23 protein-coding genes are annotated in these 23480 nt (G+C 30.9%); 19 read left to right on the top strand and 4 right to left on the bottom strand.

Annotation, left to right across the window (positions count from 1 at the left end; translation table 11 throughout):
• Positions 1-8 precede the first annotated feature (8 nt).
• The 6 genes from P8F83_RS11505 to P8F83_RS11480 are packed head-to-tail and all read left to right on the top strand — an operon-like array spanning position 9 to position 3644.
• Positions 9-647, top strand: a complete 639-nt coding sequence (locus tag P8F83_RS11505; protein WP_326514698.1) for a flagellar brake protein — start codon at positions 9-11, stop codon at positions 645-647.
• A gap of 18 nt (positions 648-665) precedes the next feature.
• Positions 666-1391: a FliA/WhiG family RNA polymerase sigma factor gene (locus P8F83_RS11500; RefSeq protein WP_326514697.1), complete on the top strand. Its 726-nt coding sequence runs from the start codon at positions 666-668 to the stop codon at positions 1389-1391.
• Positions 1392-1402: 11 nt separating this feature from the next.
• Entirely contained in the window at positions 1403-1879 is a 477-nt protein-coding gene (locus P8F83_RS11495) for a hypothetical protein (protein WP_326514696.1), read from the top strand.
• 35 nt (positions 1880-1914) lie between these two features.
• Positions 1915-2073 carry a hypothetical protein gene (locus tag P8F83_RS11490; RefSeq protein WP_021800952.1) on the top strand — a complete coding sequence of 53 codons (159 nt, stop codon included), beginning with the start codon at positions 1915-1917 and terminating at the stop codon, positions 2071-2073.
• A complete protein-coding gene (locus P8F83_RS11485) occupies positions 2070-2852 on the top strand; it encodes a flagellar hook-basal body complex protein (RefSeq protein ID WP_326514695.1) in 783 nt (260 codons plus the stop codon). Before P8F83_RS11490 ends, P8F83_RS11485 begins: the two co-directional genes overlap by 4 nt.
• Before the next feature lie 18 nt (positions 2853-2870).
• Entirely contained in the window at positions 2871-3644 is a 774-nt protein-coding gene (locus P8F83_RS11480) for a flagellar hook-basal body complex protein (protein ID WP_326514694.1), read from the top strand.
• A 221-nt stretch (positions 3645-3865) separates the two neighbouring features.
• Here P8F83_RS11480 and P8F83_RS11475 read toward each other — a convergent pair whose 3' ends face one another.
• A complete protein-coding gene (locus P8F83_RS11475) occupies positions 3866-5509 on the bottom strand; it encodes a putative manganese-dependent inorganic diphosphatase (RefSeq protein WP_326514693.1) in 1644 nt (547 codons plus the stop codon).
• A 186-nt stretch (positions 5510-5695) separates the two neighbouring features.
• Here P8F83_RS11475 and P8F83_RS11470 point away from each other — a divergent pair, with 186 nt between their 5' ends.
• Positions 5696-8242 (top strand): calcium-translocating P-type ATPase, SERCA-type, encoded by a 2547-nt coding sequence (locus P8F83_RS11470; RefSeq protein ID WP_326514692.1) that lies wholly within the window; start codon positions 5696-5698, stop codon positions 8240-8242.
• 186 nt (positions 8243-8428) lie between these two features.
• Here P8F83_RS11470 and P8F83_RS11465 read toward each other — a convergent pair whose 3' ends face one another.
• The gene (locus tag P8F83_RS11465) at positions 8429-9763 is read right to left on the bottom strand and encodes an aminotransferase-like domain-containing protein (RefSeq protein ID WP_326514691.1); all 1335 of its coding nucleotides are present in this window, start codon (positions 9761-9763) and stop codon (positions 8429-8431) included.
• Between the two features lie 176 nt (positions 9764-9939).
• Here P8F83_RS11465 and P8F83_RS11460 point away from each other — a divergent pair, with 176 nt between their 5' ends.
• The 11 genes from P8F83_RS11460 (at position 9940) to P8F83_RS11410 (ending at position 21824) form a co-directional block, all read left to right on the top strand.
• Positions 9940-11253 (top strand): 6-phospho-beta-glucosidase, encoded by a 1314-nt coding sequence (locus P8F83_RS11460; protein WP_238902554.1) that lies wholly within the window; start codon positions 9940-9942, stop codon positions 11251-11253.
• A gap of 129 nt (positions 11254-11382) precedes the next feature.
• Positions 11383-13032 carry a Na/Pi cotransporter family protein gene (locus tag P8F83_RS11455; RefSeq protein ID WP_326514690.1) on the top strand — a complete coding sequence of 550 codons (1650 nt, stop codon included), beginning with the start codon at positions 11383-11385 and terminating at the stop codon, positions 13030-13032.
• Positions 13033-13303: 271 nt separating this feature from the next.
• The gene (locus P8F83_RS11450; RefSeq protein WP_326514689.1) at positions 13304-13630 is read left to right on the top strand and encodes an ATPase; all 327 of its coding nucleotides are present in this window, start codon (positions 13304-13306) and stop codon (positions 13628-13630) included.
• Between the two features lies 1 nt (position 13631).
• Entirely contained in the window at positions 13632-15569 is a 1938-nt protein-coding gene (locus tag P8F83_RS11445; protein ID WP_326514688.1) for a V-type ATP synthase subunit I, read from the top strand.
• Positions 15570-15586: 17 nt separating this feature from the next.
• Positions 15587-16075 carry a V-type ATP synthase subunit K gene (locus P8F83_RS11440; protein WP_326514687.1) on the top strand — a complete coding sequence of 163 codons (489 nt, stop codon included), beginning with the start codon at positions 15587-15589 and terminating at the stop codon, positions 16073-16075.
• A 16-nt stretch (positions 16076-16091) separates the two neighbouring features.
• A complete protein-coding gene (locus tag P8F83_RS11435) occupies positions 16092-16691 on the top strand; it encodes a V-type ATP synthase subunit E (RefSeq protein ID WP_326514686.1) in 600 nt (199 codons plus the stop codon).
• A gap of 13 nt (positions 16692-16704) precedes the next feature.
• On the top strand, positions 16705-17706 hold the full coding sequence (locus tag P8F83_RS11430; protein ID WP_326514685.1) for a V-type ATP synthase subunit C: 1002 nt from the start codon (positions 16705-16707) through the stop codon (positions 17704-17706).
• Positions 17699-18010 (top strand): V-type ATP synthase subunit F, encoded by a 312-nt coding sequence (locus P8F83_RS11425; RefSeq protein WP_073018928.1) that lies wholly within the window; start codon positions 17699-17701, stop codon positions 18008-18010. The genes P8F83_RS11430 and P8F83_RS11425 overlap by 8 nt, the downstream gene beginning before the upstream one ends.
• An 18-nt stretch (positions 18011-18028) precedes the next feature.
• On the top strand, positions 18029-19804 hold the full coding sequence (locus P8F83_RS11420) for a V-type ATP synthase subunit A (protein WP_326514684.1): 1776 nt from the start codon (positions 18029-18031) through the stop codon (positions 19802-19804).
• Positions 19797-21179: a V-type ATP synthase subunit B gene (locus tag P8F83_RS11415; RefSeq protein ID WP_326514683.1), complete on the top strand. Its 1383-nt coding sequence runs from the start codon at positions 19797-19799 to the stop codon at positions 21177-21179. The genes P8F83_RS11420 and P8F83_RS11415 overlap by 8 nt, the downstream gene beginning before the upstream one ends.
• Positions 21180-21182: 3 nt before the next feature.
• Positions 21183-21824, top strand: coding sequence for a V-type ATP synthase subunit D (locus tag P8F83_RS11410; RefSeq protein WP_021800972.1), 642 nt, complete (start codon positions 21183-21185; stop codon positions 21822-21824).
• A gap of 48 nt (positions 21825-21872) precedes the next feature.
• Here P8F83_RS11410 and P8F83_RS11405 read toward each other — a convergent pair whose 3' ends face one another.
• Positions 21873-22280 carry a hypothetical protein gene (locus tag P8F83_RS11405; RefSeq protein WP_021800973.1) on the bottom strand — a complete coding sequence of 136 codons (408 nt, stop codon included), beginning with the start codon at positions 22278-22280 and terminating at the stop codon, positions 21873-21875.
• 155 nt (positions 22281-22435) lie between these two features.
• Positions 22436-22648: a DUF1450 domain-containing protein gene (locus tag P8F83_RS11400; RefSeq protein ID WP_326514682.1), complete on the bottom strand. Its 213-nt coding sequence runs from the start codon at positions 22646-22648 to the stop codon at positions 22436-22438.
• A gap of 194 nt (positions 22649-22842) precedes the next feature.
• Between P8F83_RS11400 and P8F83_RS11395 the strand changes: the two genes are divergently transcribed.
• Complete coding sequence (locus P8F83_RS11395) at positions 22843-23469, top strand: NUDIX hydrolase (protein ID WP_326514681.1); 627 nt, start codon at positions 22843-22845, stop codon at positions 23467-23469.
• The last annotated feature ends 11 nt before the right edge of the window (positions 23470-23480 follow it).

Genomic DNA, 23480 nt, shown 5'->3' with positions numbered 1-23480 from the left:
GGGGAAAAATGGAAACATTAGAAATAGGGCTAAACAGAATTATATCTATATTTTGGGAAGATAAAAAAGTTTATAAGGCAACAGTTCAAGATGAGGACAAAGAAACCTTTTCTATAACTATACCTGTTGCAGAAGGAAATTACCTTTTTATAAAAGAAGGAGAATGGATTTCAGCAACCTTTCATGAAGAAAATGGAATAGTATATAAATTTACAACTATGATTATAAAAAGAAAAATTGAAAATAATATACCTATGTATGTTTTAACTATTCCAGAGAAATATACTAAGGTACAAAGAAGAAATTATGTTAGAGTAACAACTATGTATCCAATAGAATACTCAATTTTTACAGTTGATACTCAAACTGTATTTAGTAATTTTAAAACAGCAACTCTACTAGATTTAAGTGGCGGAGGTTTAAGATTTAAATCTAAAGAAAGAATAGAGCTTTCAGAGAAAATTGCATTAAAGCTTAAGTATGAGGAAGAAGAAGTTTTAATTAAAGGGAAAATAGTAAGAGTTGATAAAACAGAAGATAGCGAATATATTTATGGAGTTTCTTTTTCAAATCTTTTGGAAAGAGAACGAGATAAGATAATTAAGATAGTATTTACTATAATTAGAAGACAAAGAAGTGTAATATAAAATAAGGGGGACAAAGTCATGACAATAGCCAATGCTAGACCATCTAAAGAACAGCTAGCAGAAAAATATATACCATTAGTAAAGTATATAGCATCGAGAGTAATATTAGGTAAAACAAAGTATGTTGAATACGATGATTTATTAGGCTATGGCATGGTTGGTCTCATGGATGCTATTAATAAATTTGATTATGAAAAGGGAATGAAATTCTCAACCTATGCATCTATTAGAATAAGAGGATCGATGATAGATGAGATTAGAAAAAACTCTCCTATTACCAAAGGTGCAATTGATAAATTGAATAGATTTAATGATGCAGTAGAGCAGCTTCAAAGAACTCTTCTTAGAGAACCATCTACTGATGAGGTAGCTAAGGAGCTTGGAGTTACAATAAAAGAAGTTGCGGAGGTTGAGAACTATATAAACTATATATCTATTCAGTCTTTAGATGACGTAATATTTTCAGATGATGAGGATATGTCTATAAAGGGAATAATAGAAGATAAGAATAGTCCTTCCCCTGAAAAAACTCTAGAAGAAAAAGAAGAACTTGAGATGCTTGAAAAAGCTATAGAACTTTTAAATGAAAAAGATAAAATGATATTAAGTTTATATTATTATGAAGGATTAACATTGAAAGAAATAGGTAAGATCCTTGAGGTATCTGAGTCAAGAATCTGCCAATTACATAGTAGAGCAATTAGAAATTTAAGAACCAATATGAAAAAATTACATTATACATAAAGAGGGATTATATGCCGATACTTATTATTTTAGCAGGAGTGCTCTTGATTTATTTTAACTATAAAGGTTTAAAAAAAGAGGATAAGAGTTTTTTGAGTATATTACATAATGAAGAAGAGAATATTTCAGATACTGATTTAGAAATAGGAAAGCTTAGAAGAGAATTTTCCGAAACTATCCTAGAACTCCAAAAAGAGATTATTGAATTAAAAGAAGTAAAGCAGTATAATTATCCAAAGGACAATAGTTATCAGTTAGAGGATAACACTAATGATGAAAACTATACTAAAATAGATACACTTACAGATGATGAAATTGATATAGCTGAAGAAGAGAATGAAACAGAAAATCAAGTAATTAGTAGAATGAATGTAATTAAAGACCTTATAGATAAAGGATATACTGATGAAGATATATGTGAAAGCCTTTCAATGGGAAAGGGGGAAGTACTATTAATAAAAAGTTTATTAAAACAATCAAAAATTTAATCAATTTTTTAAATGATAGAAAATTATTAATTGGTATGGGAATAGGATTAATTTTAGCTACTATTTTAATGCTTGGATATAATTCTAATCAGCAACTTTCACAAGCAAGGATTGAAGAAAAAGCCAGAGAATATGGTATGAAATATCCAGATGAAGTAAAAGTTATTTTTGATAAAGAGGATGTGGAGAAATGATAAGAGGTTTATACACGGCAGTAACAGGTTTAGTTACTTTAGAGGCTAAACAAGATGTAATTACTAACAATATAGCAAATGCTAATACAACTGGATTTAAAGGTGATAACTTATCTATAAAGAGCTTTGAAGATGTACTTTTAGCTAATAAAGAGAAACTTGCAAATGGAAATACAGTTAAAAATACTTTAGGAAAGTTAAACTTAGGAGCTAAGATAGACGAAACTAATACTCTTTGGACTCAAGGAACTTTAAATGAAACTGAAAAAAAGACAGACTTTGGAATACAAGGAAGTGGATTTTTTACAGTTAGAAAAAATACTGCTGAAGGTGTAAAAGAATATTATACAAGAGACGGTAACTTTAGAGTAAATACTCAAGGTTATTTAGTTACTAATACTGGTGATAGTGTATTAGGAGTAAACAATGCTACAGGTGCAAGGGAACCCATATACATAGGAAACAACGAACCAGAGTTAGATGCAAATGGTAATTTGTTTATTAATGGAGTAAGTACATATAAATTTGCAACAGCTGATTTTGAAGATTATAATTCACTTAAAAAAGTTGGAGACAACCTTTATGAAGGACAAAATCCTAACTATGGTGGAGAAGTTTCTGTTCAGCAAGGTGTATTAGAAAAAAGTAATGTTAATATAATAAATGAAATGGTTAATATGATGACAATTATGAGAAGTTTTGAAACTAATCAAAAAGTTGTACAAACTTTAGATGAGACTTTAGGAAAAGCAGCTAGTGAAATAGGTGCAGTAAGATAATAAGGAGGGGAAAGCTTTATGATGAGAATATTATGGACGGCTAAAAGTGCAATGAATGCTAACCAAGAAAAACTTGACAGCATTTCTAATAACTTAGCTAATGTTAATACTACAGGATATAAGAAAACAGAAACAGCTTTTAAAGACTTGTTATCTGAGTCCTTTGATAGATTAGGTTATCCTATTTACGACAAAGATTCCTATACGGGAACTGGAGTAAAAACTACAGAGTGGACTAGAAACGGCAAACAAGGAAACTTAATGGAAACAAAACAACCAACTGATATAGCAATAGATGGACAAGGTTATTTTAGAGTTACCAAAGCTGATGGAAGTTATGCTTATACTAGAGATGGAAGTTTTAAGATTGATGCTTCAGGAACTTTAGTAACAGCTCAAGGGGATAAATTATCTATTCAATATGCAAATGGATATGGAGAAGGTAATCCAGCACTTACAGCTAACACGACTAAGATCGATACAGACGGTAGTATATATATACAAAATGGAAGTACATATAATAGGATAGGAAATATTCCTCTATATAATGCAGTTGGAGATAATGCTTTTATTTCAGCTGGCTCTAATCTTTATGTTCCAGCAGAAGGAGTACAAGTTAATGAAGAAACTAATGCAGATATATACCAAGGTTTCTTAGAAGGATCAAATGTAGATATGGCTCAAGAGTTTTCAGAGATGATAATTACGCAAAGAGCATTTCAACTTGCATCTAAAGGAATAACCACTGCAGATGAGATGTGGGGAATGGTTAATAATATGAGAAGTAGATAAAAAAATCACCAAGGCGACTATGAGCCGTAGATTTTTTTTGCGCATCTGCCTTTCCAAACGCATGTGAGGAAAAATTGGCAGGCGCTCAATTCTCTTGTTTTTTATTCTTTAGGAGTAGCATAGTAAATGAATTTTGTTAAGCTGAAAAACGTTTTTACAGCAATAATGTGTAAATTTAATAAAGAATAAAAAAGCTTTGGCGAAATGCCAAAGCTTTTATTTTACATTGAAGTTATTGTATTAGTTAAAGGTGGTATAACTTGCTTCTTTCTAGATAAAACTCCAGGTAAGAAAGCAGTGTGATCAACTAAGCTAACCTTAAATGCATTCTCAACTATTTCTGGTCTGCCACCAGCAACTAGTACTTGAGAACCTTCATTTAATATATCAGTTAATAGAAGAACTACAACCTCTAAACCATTATCTATAGCTTTTTTGCTCATATACTCAAGCATTGAGTCTTTTAATGGCATAAAGCCTTCAATATCCATAGTATTAACTTGAGCAACACCTATTTTAGTGTTTTCTATAGTGAAAGGTTTGAAGTCTTGATTAAAGATTTGCTCTACAGATTTACCTTTTAAAGATGTACCTGCTTTAAACATTTCTTTTGCAAACTCTTCAATATTTATTTCAGCTATATTTGCAAGTCTCTTACAGATATTTTTATCTTCTTCAGTACAAGTTGGACTTCTGAATAATAATGTATCAGAAATGATAGCACCACATAAAAGTCCAGCAGCTTCTCTAGATGGTCTTATGCCATTTTCGAAGAATCTCTTAGCAACTATTGAAGAAGTTGAACCTATAGGCTCATTTCTAAAGTAAATAGGGTTGCCAGTTTGAATGTCTGCAACTCTATGGTGATCTATTATCTCAAGAATTTCAGCATCTTCAAGTCCATTTACTGATTGACCTCTTTCGTTGTGGTCAACTTGAATAACTTTCTTTTTGTAGTTAGAAATCATGTGATATCTTGAGAAAGTACCAACAACTTTGTTACTAGAATCTAAAACTGGGTAGTTTCTGAATCTAGTTTCAACCATGATACTCTTTAAGTCATCTACTAAGTCTTCAGTAGAGAAAGCAATCAAGTTATCTTTAACCATTACATACTCTACAGGAATAGATTGAACTATTAATCTAGAAGCTGTAAATGAATCATGAGGAGTAGATATCACAGTTATACCAAGTTCACGAGCTTTTTCTAATAAAGTATCACTTAGTGTATGTGAACCTGTCAAAATCATTAGAGATACTTTAGCATCCATAATGGTTTCTTGAGCATCAGCTCTATCTCCACCTACAATAACAATATCTCCTTCATCAATATATTCCTTTAAACCTTCTGGTTGCATAGCAGCCACCATTATTTTCCCAGGAAATATATTAAGGGCTTCATTTATGTAAATTGATTTTGCAGACAAAGTGTCAACTATATTGTCAATGGTAGTTTTGCTTTTTGATAATATTTTGTTATCCCAAATATCCATATAGCTAGATACTATGTTTGAAATAGATAAAACTCCTATTAAGTGAGTATTTCCATCAACTACTGGAATAGATTTAATGTTCTTTTCTTTCATTAAATTCCAAGCAGTTTTTAAAGATATATCAGCTGCAAGAGGAGTAATTTTATCAAAGGCAAGATCTCCAACCTTTAACTTTACTGTCTCTAAGTACATTGGCTTTTCAACTTTAAAATAATCTAATATAAATTGAGTTTCTTGATTTACATTTCCTAGTCTTACTGGAATAGCTGGTATAGTGCCTGTTTTATTTTTAAATTCCGCATAAGCTAAAGCTGCACATATGGAATCTGAGTCAGGATTTTTATGTCCAGTAACATAAATAACATCTTTCATTAAATGGCCTCCTTTATTGTCTTTGTTCCTAGTAATATTCTAATTTTAAAAGCCCTAATTGTAAAGAGCTAGTTAATATTTTAAATGTTTACACAATTATTAATATTATTATTGTAAATTTATTTCATAATTTATAGGTAGAGTTACATATATTAGGATAGAGACAATATAAAAGGAGGAACTCAATTGATAGAGGAGAAAGTAGTTACTTTAGGATTAAGTAGTAGAGAAGCTGAAAATAGAAAAAAGAAATTTGGAAGCAATGAACTTATAAAAGAAAAAAAGAAATCAGCATTTATGGTATTTATCTCTCAATTTAATGATCTAATGATTTGGGTGCTTTTAGCATCAACTGTTGTTTCCGCTTTAATGGGAGATATTGCAGATGCCATAACTATTGTTATAATAGTTGTTGTTAACGCAATTTTGGGATTTGTTCAGGAGTTTAGAACTGAAAAGTCTTTAGAAGCATTAAAAAATCTTGCTGCTCCAACTTGTAAGGTAATAAGAGATGGAGATATGAAAGTTATAAATGCCGTAGATTTAACTATTGGAGACCTAGTTGTTTTAGAAGCAGGAGATAGAATTCCAGCTGATGGAACCTTGAGTGGAGGTAGTGGACTAACTATAGATGAATCTCTATTAACAGGGGAATCTGTAGGGGTAAATAAAGATACTAGACAAGGACACTCTTCAGTATTTATGGGGACTACTATATTAAAAGGGAAAGGAACCATGAAGGTAACTGCAATAGGAATGGCTACAGAAATGGGTAAGATAGCTAACTTGCTTCAAAATATTGAAGAAGAAAAAACACCGTTAAAGCAGAAACTAGAATCTTTAGGAAAGGTTTTAGTATTTTTATGTTTAGGTATATGTGCAATAGTAACAGTTGTAGGAGTTGCTAGAGGTAATGATATAGGGGAAATGTTTTTACTTGGAGTAAGCTTAGCAGTTGCTGCTATACCAGAAGGACTTCCAGCGATAGTTACAGTAGCCTTAGCTTTAGGCGTATCGAGAATGATAAAAAGAAATGCCTTGGTAAGAAAGCTTCCTGCTGTAGAAACCTTAGGATGTACCTCAGTTATATGTTCAGATAAAACTGGTACCTTAACACAAAATAAAATGACACTAAAGGAAATCTATATTGATAATAAGGTATATAATTTAGATAAAGATAATCCACCGAATAATATTGTACTAACGAAGTCATTAGTTTATTGCAACGATTGTAATTATAATTTTTCAGAAAAAAACATGGATAAAGTTCTTCATGGAGATCCAACAGAAACAGCATTAGTTAAAGGACTTTTTAAAGATGTAAAAGCCCTTAAAAACTTTTTGAGTTTCCATAAAAGAGTTTTTGACTTACCGTTTGATTCTAATAGAAAGATGATGTCTGTAATAGTTAGTGAAAATGGTAAGGAAACCTGCTATGTAAAAGGTGCACCAGAAAGAATTATGGATAGATGTAGCCACATATTAGAGGATGGAAAAATAAAGCCATTAACTCAAACTAAGAAAAAGGAAATCTTAATGATAGTTGATGGCATGTCTAATAGAGCGCTAAGATGTTTAGGGGCAGCTTACAAGGAAGGCTATTTAGTAAAGGATGAAAGTTTAGAAAAGGGTTTAACCTTTATTGGTATAGTTGGTAGCATAGATCCTCCAAGAGATGAAGCAAGAGATGCAGTATTACAATGTAAGCTTGCAGGAATTAGACCTATTATGATAACTGGAGATCATAAAAATACAGCCTTTGCTATAGCAAAATCATTAAGTATATGTAATTCTAATGATATAGTCTTAACTGGAGAAGATTTAGAAAGATTAACTGACAAAGATTTAGAGAGAGAAGTTAAAAAAGCAAAGGTATTTGCAAGAGTAAGTCCTAACCATAAACTCAGAATTGTAAAGGCATTAAAGAAAAATGGTAATATAGTTGCTATGACAGGAGATGGGGTTAATGATGCTCCTGCAATTAAAGAAGCAGATATTGGAGTTTCAATGGGGATATCAGGTACAGATGTTACTAAAGAAGCCTCTTCAATGATATTAATGGATGATAACTTCGCAACTATAGTGGCTGCTGTAGAAGAGGGAAGAGTAATATATGATAATATAAGAAAGTTTATAAGATATCTTCTTTCTTGTAACCTAGGAGAAGTATTAACTATGTTCCTAGCATCACTTTTTTACCTTCCAAACCCACTTACACCTATTCAAATACTTTTTGTAAACCTAGCTACAGATGGTCTTCCTGCAATAGCTTTAGGGGTAGACCCAGCTGACAAAGATATAATGTCACAAAAACCAAGAAAAAAAGACGAAAGTATATTTGCAAGAGGGTTAACTGAAAAGATTTTAGTAAGAGGTACTTTAATAGGTATATGTACTTTGACTTCATTTATAGTTGGTCAGTACTTTGGGTTTAATTTAAAGACTTCTAGAACAATAGCTTTAGCAACTTTAGTAATGTCACAATTGATTCACGTATTTGAATGTAGATCAGAAAGACACTCTATAATAGAGATTAAACTACTAAGTAATCCTTACTTAGTAGGTGCAGTTCTAGTTTCTATAACTATGATAATGAGTATAATGTATATACCATTTTTACAAGGTGTATTTCAAACTCAAGCTCTAAACTTATTAGAGTGGGGGATAGTAATGTTTTTCTCAGGAATAATAGCTACTATAAACTCAGTATTCCTCTATTTTAAAACAAGATAGTGAGAGTAGTTTAGAGTTAAAACATAAGAGTTAGTAAGTTAGAGAAGAATTTACTCAATTTTGCTGAGTTTCTTATTTAACTGCTAACTCTTAATTAGTTTTGCTGACTTACTTAAAACTAGGTTCTCTAACTCTGTTAAACTTTAAGCAACTTAATTGAAGTTTGTCAAACTTAGAGAAACTTAGCTAAACTTTGTTAAGTTCATCAATCAATATTCTCATACCTGCTCTAATCTGATTTTCATCAGTTCTAGCTATACTAACTCTAACCCCTTTTTTATAGTTGAGATTAGAAGAGAAGTAGTTATATCCTGCTGAAACCAAAACTCCCTTAGTTTTTAAGGAGTAGACTAAAGAACTTTCACTTACTTCTTCAGGTAAATAGATGTAGCTATATAAAGATGTATCTAAAGAAGAAACTTTAACTTTTGTGTTAGTTAGAGTTTTAAGTTCATCACTAAAAGCTTTTAATCTAGACTTTTGTTGTTTTTTAATTAGTTTAACATGTTTAGATAAAATATTGCTTTTAAGATATATTTCTAAAGTAGCTTGAGAGATTAGAGATGGAACAAAGTATGAATAATAATAAGAATAACTAGCTTGTTTATTAAATTCATCTATAAGTTCAGTTGGAATAACAGCTAACCCTATCTTTATCCAAGGGATTATCTTAGTAAAACTTTTTAAATATATGAAGTGAGAGTGATCCCCATAAGCATATATAGGATCAAACTTAGAATCAAATTCTATATCTCCAAAGTAGTCATCTTCAACTATGTACACATCATACTTTATAGCTAACTCAGCTATAGCCTTTCTTTGAGTTTTTGAATACTTAGTTCCTAAAGGATTGTGATTTCTAGGAGTAGTATAAAAAAACTTTATATCTCCAGTTTTAAATAAATTCTCTAGTTCATTTAAATCAATTCCACTAGGAGTTCTATCTATAGAAAGAAAGTCTATCTTAGAGTATTTCAAGAAGTCTAAAAAGTATTTATAAGTTGGGTTTTCAAGTAAAATTTTTGTTTTTCCATTAGGAAAAGGCATGTTTGTAAGTAAACTTAATATCTGTTGTATTCCTAAATTGATAAAGATATTTTCTTTAGGTACAAAAACTTGAAAGTTTGACAAATAGTTTGGAAGTAGAGACTTTAGAGAATCAATTCCCATAAGATGAAAGTCTACAGGTTGATTACCATATATATCAACAGCCCTATCTAAACAATGTTTTAAATCAGGCGTTAAAATCCTGCCCATATTAAGATTACCATTAGAAAAGTCTATAATATTAGGATAGGATAAATTATTTAAGTGTTCCTCAACTACATAATATCCGCTTTGGGGTATTGAATATATTAAGTGCTCATTAATTAAACTTTCATAAGCTTTTATAGCAGTACTTTTACTGCAGGAATATTCACTACACAAACTTCTTATAGAAGGAAGTTTTTTAGATGAGGTGTATTTTTTATTATAAATATCAGACTTTATATCTAAAGCTATCTGTTTATATATGTCCATAATTTCCTCCATGATTATAAAAATGTAAAGGGATACGAACAGCCTATTCCACAAAGGTTACCATTATTAAAGAATAAGAACTGTACTGGTACAGTTCCATTTTATCATAATTGAAAACATTATCCTACTGAGATATTATTAAATTGTACACTAAAACCATGCAAGGAGGGTAAGCTATGGATGGTATAAAAATAGTTACTATAGGTGGAGGATCAAGTTATACACCTGAATTGATTGAAGGGTTTATCAAAAGATATTCACAATTACCTGTAAGAGAATTATGGCTTGTGGACATAAAAGAAGGTGAAGAAAAACTAAAAATTGTTGGAGACTTAGCTAAGAGAATGGTTAAGAAGGCAGGTCTTCCAATAGAAGTTCATACAACTCTAGACAGACGAGAAGCTTTGAAGAGTGCCGACTTCGTAACAACTCAATTAAGAGTTGGCTTATTGGATGCTAGAATAAAAGATGAACGAATACCACTTAGTCACGGTTTTATAGGACAAGAAACAAATGGTGCAGGTGGAATGTTTAAAGCATTAAGAACAATTCCTGTATTATTAGACATTGATAAAGATATGTCAGAACTTTGTCCTAATGCTTGGCTTATAAACTTCACAAATCCAGCAGGTATAGTTACGGAAGCACTTCTTAGACATGGAAAAAATAAAAAAATAATAGGTCTATGTAATGGTCCTATAGGTATGGAGATGGCTGTTGCTAACATGCTTGAAGTTGAACATAGCAGAGTGAGAATGGACTTTGCTGGTTTAAATCATATGGTATTTGGACTAAACATATATCTAGATGGAAGAAATGTTACAGATGAAATAATAGAATCCATGGTAAATGGGAATCCAGGTGGTATAGCTAAAAACATTAAAGATATGCCATGGACTCCAGAGTTTATTAAAGCTTTAGGAGTAATGCCTTGTGCCTACCATAGATATTATTTCCAAAACAAAAAGATGCTTGAAGAAGAACTAAAGGAATTTGAGAAGGGTGAAACAAGAGCAGAAGTTGTTAAGAGATTAGAAGATTCTTTATTTGAACTTTATAAAGATCCTAATCTTGATATTAAACCACCTCAACTTGAAAAAAGAGGAGGAGCTTATTACAGCGATGCAGCTTGTCGTTTAATTACATCTATATACAATGATACGGGAGATATACAACCTGTAAATACCAGAAACAACGGTGCAATTGCAGATTTACCACAAGATTCAGCAGTTGAGATAAGTTGTATAATTACTAAAGATGGCCCTAAACCAATAAACATGGGACATTTACCAGTAGCGGTAAATGGATTAATACAACAGATTAAATCTTTTGAAAGAACTGTAGTGGAAGCAGCTGTTGAAGGAAGTTATGATAAAGCTGTACTAGCTTTAACAATAAATCCATTAGTAGCTGATGACAAAGCAGCAAAAATGTTAGTAGACGAACTAATAGAAGCTCATAAAAATTATTTGCCACAGTTTAATAAATAACATATATAATAAAAGATTCTTCCGGTTATGGAGGAATCTTTTTTTGTTGTTTTTATGGTTTATGTTAAGAATGTGTAAAAAATGTTGAAAGTCTATTAACAATTGTTAATAAATATAGTAAGCTAATCAATGGGCAAAAAAATATTTTTTTCGGAGGAGATTAACTTGAGTAGTGTAGAAATCATTGTATCTGTAATAGGTGGATTAGGTTTATTTATTTATGGTATGAAACTTATGGGAGATGGATTAGAAAATGCTGCAGGAGAAGGATTAAAAAGTATCTTAGAAAAAGTTACTTCTAATAAAATAATAGCAGTATTAGTAGGTACAGCTGTTACCGCAGTAATTCAAAGTTCATCCGCAACTACAGTAATGGTAGTTGGTTTTGTAAATGCAGGATTAATGAATTTAATTCAAGCAACTGGTATTATAATGGGAGCTAATATAGGTACAACAGTAACAGCTCAATTAGTTGCATTTAAATTAGATACAATAGCGCCAGTATTTGTTGGTATAGGTACAGCTGTAGTTATGTTTGCTAAAGGTAAAAAAAGAAGAGAAATAGGAAACATAATACTTGGATTCGGTATACTATTTATGGGTATGGGAATAATGAGTTCTGCATTAGAGCCTTTATCAGATTCACCAGCTTTTGGACAATTAATTTTAGCAATAGGTGATAGATGGTATATAGGAATATTAGCAGGATTATTAATGACAGGAATAATACAAAGTTCCTCTGCTACGACAGGAATACTTATAGCTTTAGCAACAACAGGAGCAATAGATATAAAATTAGCTATTCCAGTATTATTTGGATGTAATATAGGTACATGTGTTACAGCGTTATTAGCATCTATAGGAACTAATAAAACGGCACGTAAGGCAGCTCTTATACATTTAATATTTAATACTTTTGGAACTCTAATATTTATTCCTTTTATAACTATATTAGGGGATGTAGTTACTGGGTTAACACCAGGAGATATAAAAAGACAAATTGCAAATGCACATACTATATTTAATATTATAAATACCTTTATAATGTTGCCTCTTACTGGACTGTTAATAATGATAGTAAATAAGATTATTCCAGGTGAAGATGAAATAGAAAAGGCAGCACCTAAATATCTTGATGATAGACTTTTAGAAACTCCAGTTATAGCAGCTGGTCAAGTTGCAAAAGAAACATTAAGAATGGCTAATAAGGCTAGAAAAAACTTAGAAATTTCTATGGATGCTTTATTAAAAGATGATGAAAAATTAATATCAAAGGTTATGGAAAATGAAAATATAATAAATGTATTAGAAGAAGCTATAACTTCTTATTTAGTTAAATTATCAAAAATTGAGTTGTCAGATAAAGAAAAAAATCTTTTGGCGGCAACCTATCATGTAATAAATGACATAGAGAGAATTGGAGATCATGCTGAAAACATAGCGGATTTAGCTAGCCAAAAAATACATAAAAAATTAAAATACACTGACGAAGCAATAGAAGAACTTCAAAATATGTATAATTACACACTACTTGCATTAGATATTGCAATAGAGAGTTATGCAACTAGAGATATAGAAAAAGCTTCAACCATAATGGAATATGAATCTAAAATTGATTCATACGAAAAAGAATATAGAGATAACCATATTAAAAGATTAAATAGAGGACAATGTAATGCATATTCTAGTGCGTTCTTTTTAGAGGTATTAAGTAACTTTGAGAGAATAGGGGATCATGCAACGAATATAGCAGAAAGCGTAATAGCTAGTAATTCGTAATACAGTTAATTAGTAACAGAGTATCAGCTTTATCGATATTCTGTTATTTTTTATCCAAATTATTAAATTTTTTTGAATTTTTTACGAAAATAAAAATAGAATAAAAACTTAGAAAAAAGGAGAAATCTAAAGTATGTTAAAGTGTAAACATTGTTAACAAATAATTTGTAGAATATTGACAAAATTCACATAATAGAAGATAATAACAAGTAATAAATACTATATAAAACATTAAAAAATAGCTTCGAGAACTATTAAAGGTGGTGATAACGTGGCATTAGAAGCATTAAAAGAAATTAAGGAAGCTGAAGAAAAAGCAGAAAAAGTTATTAAAGATGCAGAAGTTAGAAAAAAGGATATTATTTTAAAAGCTCAAAAAGAGGCAAAAGAAAAGTATGATGAAATCATAAATTTAGCTAAAGATGATGCGGATAAATTAATTGAAACTTCTACAAATGAGGCAAATAAAAGAGCTATGCCTATCCTAGAACTGGGTAAAAAAGAAATCGATGAAATTTTAAATATTTCTGAAGAAGAAAAAGGGAAGGCTATAAATTTAGTAATTGAGAGGATAGTGAATATTCATGGCAATAGTTAAAATGAATAAATTTACTTTGCTGGCCTTTGAATCTGATAGAAAAAAACTATTAGAAGAACTTCAGAAACTTGAGGAGGTACAATTTATAAACCTTCAATCACAAGACGTACTTGAAGATCAAGAAGATTTTGTTGGGTTAGATAAAGTTTCATTAGATTCTAGTTATGCAAAGTTTGAAGAAGATTTATCAAAGATTAAATTCACTATGGAATTCCTTAAGCCATATATTTCAAAAAAATCTGGACTTGGAGAGATGCTTTCAGATAAAAAGCTGATGTCTTATGAGGAAATTAATAAATATATGACTAATAGCTCATGGAAAGTAATTTATAATGAAATAAAGGGAAAAGAAGAAAGGTTAAATTCAATTAATAATGAATTAACTAAAATTGAGTCTGAAATAGATTTATTAAAAGCTTGGATTAATTTTGATGCACCTTTTAAACTTCTAAAGAATTTAAAAAGTGCATATTTTTTAGGGTCATTTCCTAAACAATATGAAGAGGAATTAATTGATAAACTTAATAAGTCTGAATATCCAAATTATTACGAAGTAATAAGTAAAAATAATTCGGATGTTTCAATATTAGTTATAACTAATGCTGAAAATAGAGAAAACATCTCAGAAGAGTTAAAGCAAGTAGGATTTTCAGCTTTCCCAGTAATCTATGATGAAACTGCTTCAGAAAAGATAAATAGTTTAAATAGTAATCATAAAAACCTCTTAGATGAGGAAAAGCGTATTAAAGAATCATTAATAGCTTATAATAATAAAATTGAAGAATTAGAAATAGCTTTTGAATTTTTTAATAGTTTAATAGTTAGGGAATTAGCATCTAATAATTTCTTAAAGACTAATAAAATAATTGCTATATCTGGTTGGATTAAAGAAGAAGTTAATGAAACATTAGATAAAACAGCTAAAAGCACATTAAATAATAGTTATTATATTAAGTTTAGTGAAGTTGAGGATAAGGAAATTGAAAAAGTTCCTATTAAACTTAAAAATGGGACATTTTCATCAAATTTTGAAGGTTTAGTTGAAATGTATAGTTTACCTAAATATTCAGAAGTTGACCCAACTCCAATATTATCAATCTTTTACTTTCTATTTTATGGGATGATGCTTTCAGATGCTGGATATGGATTAATTATAGTTTGTGCAACTTCATATGCGTTATGGAAGGTTAAAGATCCAGAAAAGAGAAAAACTTTTAAGTTGTTTTTATTTGCAGGTATTTCTACGGTGATTTGGGGAGCAATATATGGTTCTTGGTTTGGTGATTTATTCCCAGAATACTTTGGAATAAATGTTCCATATTTATTAAATCCAACAACTGGAATAATGGAGATTTTCATAATGTCCTTAGTTTTTGGGTTTGTGCATGTATTTGTAGGATTAGGTATAAAAGCATATATACTTATTCGTGCAGGTGCTATAAAGGATATGGTATATGATGTTTTAACTTGGTATTCAACGCTAATTGGAGCTGTGCTTATGCTTCTTGGTATTGGAGGAGTATTAGGTAAGGTTCTTCTTTTTGGTGGATTAATAGCTTTATTGTTAACCCAAGGAAGAGCATCAGAAAGTATAGGTGGTAAAATAGGTGGAGGAGTTTATGGAGTATATGGAATAACTGGATATTTAGGTGATATTGTTTCATATTCTAGACTTTTAGCTTTAGGACTTGCTACAGGATTTATAGCAAATGCATTGAATCTAATTGTTGATTTAATCCCATCTCCAGTTAGCTATATATTATCACCAATTTTATTTGTAGGATTACATTTATTTAATCTACTTATAAATGCATTAGGATCATACGTACATGCAGCTAGATTGCAGTATCTAGAGTTCTTTAGTAAATTTTATGAAGGTGGGGGACGAAAGTTCACTCCATTTAAATTAAGCGATATTTTTATTAAAATAACTAAATAATTAGGAGGATTTAAAACATGACTTGGATAGAATTTTTTATTGATAAAGGTGGATTAGTTTTTGCATTATTAGGAGCTGCATTGGCAGTAGGTTTATCAGGTATAGGATCAGCTAAAGGTATAGGCATAGCTGGAGAAGCTGCTTCAGGGTTAATGACTGAAGAACCAGAAAAGTTTGGTAGTACATTTATATTAGTTGCATTACCTGGTACTCAAGGGTTATACGGATTCGTTATAGCACTTCTATTATTCACTAAAATAGGAATATTTGGTGGGGATGCACCAACTTTTGAATTAGGATTAAAATACTTAATGGCTTGTCTTCCAGTAGCATTAGCAGGATGGCAATCAGCTATAGCTCAAGGAAAAGTTGCAGCAGCAGGTATTCAAATATTAGCTAAAAGACCAAATGATGTAATGAAGGGTGTTATATATGCTGTTATGGTTGAAACATATGCAGTTTTAGGATTCGTTGCTTCATTATTCATGGTACTATTCATAAAATAGTTTGGAGTGATGGCAAATGTCTAATATTAAAAATCTTACAGAAAAGATTCTGGAAGAAGCAAAGCATAAAGAAAAAGAAATAGCTGCTTATGCAGAAAGTGAAAAAGAAAAAATTCTTTCTTCAAAGATAAAGGAAGCTGAAGATGAAAGAAAATTAATTCTTTTAAAAGCAGAAGAAGAGGCTAAAACTAAAAAAGAAAGAATTATATCTAGCACAACTTTAAAGGTAAGAAATGAAAAACTTGAAATTAAACAAAAGCTTATTAGTGAAGTTTTTGATAAGGCATTAGAAGAACTTTGTTCAATGAATTCTAGCAAATTAAAAAACTTCATAAAACATACAATTTTAGATTTAGACATAGAGGGTGATGAAACAATAATTCTCAATGAAGATGGAAAATCAAAAGTTGATGATAAATTTGTAGAAGATTTAAACTTTATTTTCCTTGCTAGAAATAAAAAAGGAGAGTTAAAGGTTAGAGAAGAAAATGGAAACTTTAAAGGTGGATTTATTGTAGAGAAAAATGGAGTTGAAATAAATAGCACTTTTGAATCTCTAATGGACTCTATGAAAGATGAACTAGAGTATGAAGTATCTAAAGCATTATTTAATTAAGGAGGTTTAGCGTATGGATTCAATGGTATTTACCCAAGTTATACCTAGAATTAGGGTGTTAGAGACTAAACTTCTTGATAAAACTAAACTTGAAAGAATTATAGATTCAAGTTCAGGGGAAGAAGCTTTAAAAATACTTGGTGAAACTGAGTACTCTAACGTTATGGGAAATGTCAAAAGAATAGAAGATTATGAAGAAATATTAAGCTCAGAGTTAAAGAGAGTTTATAAACTTCTATATGAAATATCTCCTATAAAATCTGTAGTAGATGTTATGAGTATAAAATATGATTACCATAACATTAAGGTGCTTATTAAAGAAAAGATATTAAATAAAGATTTTTCAAATATGTTAGTTCCAGTAGGAAAAGTTGATATTTCTAAACTTAAAAATGCTATAGATAATGATTATTATAGAGACTTAAATTCTGTAATGAGAAAATATATAGAAGAGGTTTTTAAAGATTACGAAAACACAAAAGATCCTCAGAGAATAGATATTATATTAGATAAAGGTATGTTTGAAGAACTTCTTATTTTAGATAAAGAAATAGAAGATAAGTTTTTACACAAATATATAACTACGCTAATTGATACAACTAACTTAAAGACTTTGCTTAGAGTTAAAAAACAAGGTAAGGGAAGAGAATTCTTTAGTGAAGTATTAGTTTTAGGGGGAACTATTGATAAAGATAAATTATTTGCTTTATTAAATGATTCTGCTGAAAATATAAGCTCAAAACTTTCCTACACAGATTATAGTGAGATTTTAAAGATTGGAATTGAGGCCTATGTTAAAAATGGTTCTTCTGCACTTTTTGAAAAATTAAGTGAAGACTATATTATGAAGCTTATGAAAAATGCTAAATATGTAAGTTTTGGAGTAGAACCTATTTTAGCGTATGTTTATGCTAAAGAAACAGAAATAAAGTTGCTTAGAATTATTATGGTTGGCAAGCTTAATAATATTGCTAGTGAAGTAATAAGAGAAAGGCTGCGTGATAGTTATGTATAAGAAGATAGGAGTAGTTGGAGATAAAGATTCAGTTTTAGCATTCAAGGCGTTAGGAATTGAAGTTTTTCCTGTTGTCGAAAAAGAAGAAGCTAGAAAAACTATCGATAGGTTAGCTATGACTGATTACGCAGTTATATTTGTAACGGAGCAGGTTGCAAAGGATATTCAAGAAACTATTGAAAGATATAACAGAATGCTTCTACCTGCTGTAATATTAATTCCAAGTAATCAAGGATCATTAAATATAGGAATTCAAAGAATAAGTGACAACGTAGAAAAAGCAGTTGGCGTTAATATTTTATAGGAAGGTAGGTTTTAGAAGGTGAAAACTGGAAGTATTATAAAAGTTTCAGGTCCTTTAGTAGTTGCTGAAGGAATGGATGAAGCTAATGTATATGATGTATGTAAAGTTGGAGCAAAAGGCCTTATCGGAGAAATCATTGAAATGAGAGGAGATAAGGCATCTATACAGGTATATGAAGAAACGTCAGGAATAGGGCCAGGGGATCCAGTAATAACTACCGGAGAACCTCTTTCAGTTGAACTTGCACCAGGATTAATAGAGTCAATGTTCGATGGAATACAAAGACCTCTTGATGCATTCATGGAAGCTGCGAACTCATCATTTTTGGTTAAAGGTGTTTCAATACCAAGTTTAAATAGAGAAAAAGTTTGGGGCTTTAATCCTAAAGTAAACGTAGGAGATGAAGTTCACGCTGGAGATGTTATAGGAACAGTTCAAGAGTCTCCTGTAGTACTTCATAAAATAATGGTTCCATATGGACTTAAAGGTAAAGTTAAAGAAATAAAAGAAGGGGAATTCACTATTACTGATGTTGTTTGTGTTCTTGAAACTGAAAAAGGTGATAAAGAAGTTTCAATGTTACAAAAATGGCCAGTAAGAAAAGGAAGGCCTTATGCGAGAAAGCTAAATCCAATAGAACCAATGGTTACAGGACAACGTGTTGTAGATACATTTTTCCCTGTAGCAAAAGGTGGAGCAGCTGCTGTTCCAGGACCATTCGGAGCAGGTAAAACTGTAGTTCAACATCAAATAGCAAAGTGGGGAGATACCGAAATTGTTGTTTATGTTGGATGTGGAGAACGTGGTAATGAAATGACAGATGTTCTTAATGAGTTCCCAGAGCTTAAAGATCCAAGAACTGGTGAAAGCTTAATGAAGAGAACAGTACTTATAGCTAACACATCAAACATGCCTGTTGCAGCTAGAGAGGCTTCTATATATACAGGAATAACTATAGCTGAATATTTTAGAGATATGGGATATTCTGTAGCTATAATGGCTGACTCTACATCAAGATGGGCAGAAGCTTTAAGAGAAATGTCAGGTAGACTTGAAGAAATGCCTGGTGATGAAGGTTACCCAGCTTACTTAGGATCAAGACTTGCTGATTATTATGAAAGAGCAGGTAAGGTTGTATGTCTAGGTAATGAGGGGAGACAAGGTGCTATTACAGCAATAGGAGCAGTTTCCCCTCCAGGTGGAGATATATCTGAACCAGTTACACAATCTACTTTAAGAATAGTTAAAGTATTCTGGGGACTAGATGCACAACTTGCATATAGAAGACATTTCCCATCAGTTAACTGGCTAAGTTCATATTCCTTATATTTAGAAAAGATGGGAGTATGGATGAATGATAATGTTGCACCAGATTGGTCAGCACTTAGAACTGATGCTATGGCACTTCTACAAGAAGAAGCAAGTTTAGATGAAATAGTAAGACTTATAGGAATAGATGCCCTTTCAGAGAAAGATAGATTAAAACTTGAAGTTGCAAAGTCTATTAGAGAAGATTACTTGCAACAAAATGCTTTCCATGAAGTAGATACTTATGCTTCATTAGGTAAGCAATATAAGATGTTAAAACTTATACTTAAGTTTTATGACGAAGCAAATAGAGCTTTAGAAGTTGGAGTTTATTTAGATAAAATACTTGCTCTAGAAGTAAGAGACAAAATAGCAAGAAGTAAGTATATAGCAGAAGATGAAATAGCAAAAATAGATGATATTTCTAACGAGTTAAATAAAGCAGTAACTGATTTAATCAACGAAGGAGGGGTTCTAAATGCTTAAGGAATATAGAACAGTTAGAGAAGTAGTAGGACCACTTATGGTTGTTGATGGTGTAAGTGGAGTCAAGTATGATGAACTAGTTGAAATAGAGATGCAAACAGGTGAAAAAAGAAGAGGAAAGGTTCTTGAAGTTAATGGAGAAAAAGCTATGGTACAGCTTTTTGAAGGATCTTCAGGAATAAACCTAAAGGGAACTAAAGCTAAATTTTTAGGTAGACCTCTTGAACTTGGAGTATCTGAGGATATGTTAGGTAGAGTATTTGATGGAATGGGAAGAGCTAAAGATAATGGTCCTAAAATACTTCCTGAAAAAAGAAATGATATTAATGGTGAGGCTATAAACCCAGTAGCAAGAAACTACCCATCAGAGTTTATTCAAACTGGTATATCCGCTATAGATGGATTAAATACGTTAGTTAGAGGACAGAAGCTTCCAGTATTCTCAGCTTCAGGACTTCCTCATGCTGAACTTGCAGCTCAAATAGCAAGACAGGCAAAAGTTTTAAATTCTGATTCAAAGTTTGCGGTTGTATTTGCCGCTATAGGAATAACTTTCGAAGAAGCTGAATTCTTCGTAGAGGAGTTTACTAAAACAGGAGCAATAGATAGAGCAGTTCTATTTATGAATCTTGCATCAGACCCTGCAATAGAAAGAATTGCAACACCTAGAATGGCTTTAACTACAGCAGAGTTTTTAGCTTATGAAAAAGGAATGCATGTACTTGTTATAATGACAGATATAACTAACTATTGTGAAGCTTTAAGAGAAGTTTCTGCAGCTAGAAAAGAAATTCCAGGAAGAAGAGGATATCCAGGCTACTTGTATACTGACCTTTCAACTTTATATGAAAGAGCAGGAAGACTAAAAGGAAAAGAAGGTTCAATAACACAAATTCCTATATTAACTATGCCAGAAGAGGATAAAACTCATCCTATTCCTGACTTAACTGGATATATAACAGAAGGGCAGATAATATTATCTAGAGAGTTATACAAAAAAGGTATCACTCCTCCAATAGATGTACTGCCATCTCTATCAAGACTTAAAGATAAGGGTATTGGTAAAGGTAAAACAAGAGAAGATCATGCTGATACTATGAACCAATTATTCTCTGCCTATGCACAGGGAAAACAGGCAAAAGAATTAGCAGCTATATTAGGAGAATCAGCTCTATCAGATGCAGACAAAAAATATGCTGAGTTTGCTGAAGCTTTTGAAAAACAGTATGTTAATCAAGGTTTCACTACTAATAGATCCATAGAAGAAACACTAAATTTAGGATGGAAGCTTCTAAAAATACTACCAAAAACAGAACTTAAGAGAATCAGAGATGAATTCCTTGAAAAGTATATGCAAGCTAGAGAGGAAGTATAGCATATGGCAAAGTTAAATGTTAATCCTACAAGAATGGAGTTAACAAAACTTAAGAAGAGATTAACCACTGCTGTTAGAGGTCATAAGCTCTTAAAAGATAAACAAGATGAATTAATGAGGCAATTTATAAGTCTTGTGAAATATAACAATGATTTAAGAAAAGATGTAGAAGATAAACTTCATGGTTCATTGAAAGACTTTGTTATGGCAAGAGCATTAATGAGTTCTGAGTTTTTAGAAGAAGCTATTGTCTATCCAAAAGAAAGTATATCTGTGGAAGTAGGAAACAAAAACATAATGAGTGTTAATGTACCACTTATGACGTTTAAAAGGAAACTTGAGGGTGATACAGGAAGTATATACCCTTATGGGTTTGCAAACACTTCCTCAGAGCTAGATGACTCTATAAAAGGATTGTATGAGATACTACCAAAACTTCTAGAGTTAGCTGAAGTTGAAAAGAGTTGTCAACTCATGGCTGACGAAATTGAGAAAACTAGAAGAAGAGTTAATGCATTAGAATATATGACAATTCCTCAACTTCAAGAGACTATAAAGTATATTAGAATGAAGCTTGATGAAAATGAAAGAGGAGCTTTAACTAGACTTATGAAGGTTAAGGCTATGATTGAACAAAGAAGCTAAATTAAAAAAGAAGCTATCTCAAAATATTTTGAGATAGCTTCTTAAATTTTATCCTCTACTCTTAGGAGTAGGTTGCTTCATTTTCTTTAATTGAGAATGGTCTATTGGAACTAAATCTGTTTTATTAGTCAGATTTAATACATTCATGATAGAGATGTGTTCATTCTTTTCTTTATCACCTTTAAGACCCATAACAATAACTTTATGTCCTTGATTAACTTGAATAAAAGAAGGTTTCTTAAACCAAGAATTTTTCTTATAAACGCATTTAATAACCATTTTACCTGCATCAGGTTTAACTATTAAAGTTGCAGTGATCTTGTGAAAAATCCAAAGAATAGTTTTTGTTTCTATCTTAGATGATAAAACGCTACCTTGAAACTGCGTCATTCTATCGCCATATTTCTTTATGTAAGAATCAGTATAATATTTTGAAATCTTTTCTTTAAAACCCATAATTATAACTCCTTTGTATTTATAATATTATGACATATATTGATTAAACGTAAAAATACAAATTAATTATAACATAATAACATATCTATTCAAATAAAATTTTTAGTAGGACTGATTTAATTAAAAAAATCACCCGAAAGCAGGTGATTTTTTAATTAGTTTAAGTTTTTTCTAATATCTTCTAGAAGCTCATCTAAAGAATCTCCAGTAGCATCATTACCATTTACGATCGCTATTCCACTACAGAAACATTCTCCACATCTTCCAAGGCATCCTTCAACATTAATATCGCTTTCAGGTATATCCTTTTTTAATACCTCTATTACTGCATCTGTATATTCATTGTTTTCACAAAAATGTAGTGCCATTTATAAATCCTCCATAAATTAAAGTTAATATAAAGCAATTATAAAGTGAGAGTTGATATCAGTCAATAGTTATTATTTGTTAACTTTAAATTAAAGACTTTTACTACTATTATGTGGAAGCTTCTCTTAAGGCTTCATAAAATACCTTTACTGTAGTAAAATAAGATTAAAATAATTTAGAAACAGGTGATTAAATGGGAGCAAGGAATAGCTTAGGGCAAACGGAAGAAGAGTTTTTAAAAGAATATGATAGTTCAAAGTATAAAAAGCCATCAGTAACTACGGATAACGTAATATTTTATGTAAAAGAAAATAATATAGAGGTTTTATTAATTAAAAGAGGAAATCATCCAGATATAAATAAGTGGGCATTTCCAGGTGGATTTATAGAGATGGATGAGAATCTTGAAGTTGCAGCCCTTAGAGAGTTAAAAGAAGAAACAAATTTAGAAGGAATTGAGTTTGAACAGTTACATACTTTTGGAGATGTAGATAGAGATAAGAGAGACAGGATAATTACTGTAGTTTATTTTGCTGTAATTGAGGAAAAAAAGAAAGCAGTAGCAGGGGATGATGCTGGGGATGCAAAATGGTTTTCTCTTGATTATGAAAAAATAGACATAGAGAACTCAGGAGAATACATATTAGATATAAGACTTAAAAGTGATGACTTAGAATTAAATCCAGAAATTAAAGTAAGTGAATCTAAAGGTAAATATATAGCAAAAAAGAAATATACACAGATAAAAAATGATAATATGGCAGGAGATCATGGAAAAGTATTAGCTGTAGCTCTAGAGAAGTTTTTAGAAAAGTTCTAAACAAATTCTAC

It is taken from the genome of Clostridium intestinale, from assembly GCF_035905475.1.
Lineage (GTDB): Bacteria > Bacillota > Clostridia > Clostridiales > Clostridiaceae > Clostridium_T > Clostridium_T intestinale.
The sequence above is the reverse complement of the archived record's forward strand: the minus strand, read 5'-3'. Positions and strand labels throughout refer to the sequence as shown.